The sequence below is a fragment of the Microbacterium sp. NPDC089695 genome (assembly GCF_044749085.1).
In the GTDB taxonomy this organism is placed as follows: Bacteria; Actinomycetota; Actinomycetes; order Actinomycetales; family Microbacteriaceae; genus Microbacterium.
In genome coordinates this window covers 3,208-5,570 of record NZ_JBIVHG010000005.1, presented here as the reverse complement: position 1 = coordinate 5,570, position 2,363 = coordinate 3,208, and the positions used below count along the sequence as shown (strand labels likewise).

Sequence of the window (2,363 nt, the reverse complement as noted above, 5' to 3'; positions counted from 1 at the left end):
CGGGGGAGCGTCCGATCCTTGAGAACTCAACAGCGTGCACTTGTCAAATGCCAAATAACCTCGTCTCTGCTTCGGCAGGGTGAGATTCCTTTGGATCAAAGACCAGCCGTCTTCGGAGGGCTGGCATTCGGATGAAGTCAGCAATGAATTTGTCTCTTTGGTCAGCATCAAACTCGCTGCGTCATCGTTTTCCCGGTGTGCGTATGCATTTCTTTTTTACGGAGAGTTTGATCCTGGCTCAGGATGAACGCTGGCGGCGTGCTTAACACATGCAAGTCGAACGGTGAAGCCCAGCTTGCTGGGTGGATCAGTGGCGAACGGGTGAGTAACACGTGAGCAACCTGCCCCTGACTCTGGGATAAGCGCTGGAAACGGCGTCTAATACTGGATACGAGACGTGATCGCATGGTCAACGTCTGGAAAGAATTTCGGTTGGGGATGGGCTCGCGGCCTATCAGCTTGTTGGTGAGGTAATGGCTCACCAAGGCGTCGACGGGTAGCCGGCCTGAGAGGGTGACCGGCCACACTGGGACTGAGACACGGCCCAGACTCCTACGGGAGGCAGCAGTGGGGAATATTGCACAATGGGCGGAAGCCTGATGCAGCAACGCCGCGTGAGGGATGACGGCCTTCGGGTTGTAAACCTCTTTTAGCAGGGAAGAAGCGAAAGTGACGGTACCTGCAGAAAAAGCGCCGGCTAACTACGTGCCAGCAGCCGCGGTAATACGTAGGGCGCAAGCGTTATCCGGAATTATTGGGCGTAAAGAGCTCGTAGGCGGTTTGTCGCGTCTGCTGTGAAATCCCGAGGCTCAACCTCGGGCCTGCAGTGGGTACGGGCAGACTAGAGTGCGGTAGGGGAGATTGGAATTCCTGGTGTAGCGGTGGAATGCGCAGATATCAGGAGGAACACCGATGGCGAAGGCAGATCTCTGGGCCGTAACTGACGCTGAGGAGCGAAAGGGTGGGGAGCAAACAGGCTTAGATACCCTGGTAGTCCACCCCGTAAACGTTGGGAACTAGTTGTGGGGTCCATTCCACGGATTCCGTGACGCAGCTAACGCATTAAGTTCCCCGCCTGGGGAGTACGGCCGCAAGGCTAAAACTCAAAGGAATTGACGGGGACCCGCACAAGCGGCGGAGCATGCGGATTAATTCGATGCAACGCGAAGAACCTTACCAAGGCTTGACATATACGAGAACGGGCCAGAAATGGTCAACTCTTTGGACACTCGTAAACAGGTGGTGCATGGTTGTCGTCAGCTCGTGTCGTGAGATGTTGGGTTAAGTCCCGCAACGAGCGCAACCCTCGTTCTATGTTGCCAGCACGTAATGGTGGGAACTCATGGGATACTGCCGGGGTCAACTCGGAGGAAGGTGGGGATGACGTCAAATCATCATGCCCCTTATGTCTTGGGCTTCACGCATGCTACAATGGCCGGTACAAAGGGCTGCAATACCGCGAGGTGGAGCGAATCCCAAAAAGCCGGTCCCAGTTCGGATTGAGGTCTGCAACTCGACCTCATGAAGTCGGAGTCGCTAGTAATCGCAGATCAGCAACGCTGCGGTGAATACGTTCCCGGGTCTTGTACACACCGCCCGTCAAGTCATGAAAGTCGGTAACACCTGAAGCCGGTGGCCTAACCCTTGTGGAGGGAGCCGTCGAAGGTGGGATCGGTAATTAGGACTAAGTCGTAACAAGGTAGCCGTACCGGAAGGTGCGGCTGGATCACCTCCTTTCTAAGGAGCATCTGAAGTCTTCGGACTTCCAGAACCCGGATCGAAGGCATATGTTCTTCGCTGGGAGCTCATGGGTGGAACATTTGACATGCCGTCAGCGCAGCTGACTCCAGTTAGTACGGTCTTCGGATCAGGAACGGTGGGGGATGCAAGCAGGCGGCTGCACGCTGTTGGGTCCTGAGGGACCGGGCCGGCCTTCGGGTCGAACTGGACCTCTGGGCCTTTCGTCGTCTCCCCGGTGGGGAGGTGGTGAGGGGTACCGCCCGTACTTTGAGAACTACACAGTGGACGCGAGCATCTTGCAACTGATCTTCGGATTGGTTGCGCAAGATGATCTTAAAGATCATTAGTCAATCTCCATGCCTTTCGGGGTGTGGCGATCGATTCAAACTCATGTGATTTCAAGTCTTTAAGAGCAAACGGTGGATGCCTTGGCATCTGGAGCCGAAGAAGGACGTAGCAATCTGCGATAAGCCTCGGGGAACTGATAAGCAAGTTTTGATCCGAGGGTGTCCGAATGGGGAAACCCCGCTGGGCGGCGTGCCGACCTAGTGACTCCCGTCTGAATATATAGGGCGGGTAGAGGGAACGTGGGGAAGTGAAACATCTCAGTACCCACAGGAAGA

The 2,363-nt window shown here is 55.5% G+C and carries 2 rRNA genes (1 of these 2 running past the window's edge); both read left to right on the top strand.

Going from position 1 to position 2,363, the window contains the following annotated elements:
• Nucleotides 1–215: 215 nt before the first annotated feature.
• Nucleotides 216–1,737, top strand: a 16S ribosomal RNA gene (locus tag ACIPYT_RS17000).
• 399 nt (nucleotides 1,738–2,136) lie between these two features.
• Nucleotides 2,137–2,363: ribosomal RNA gene (locus ACIPYT_RS16995) — 23S ribosomal RNA — on the top strand; it runs 2,976 nt beyond the window's last position.
• The 16S and 23S rRNA genes sit together here, the layout of an rRNA operon.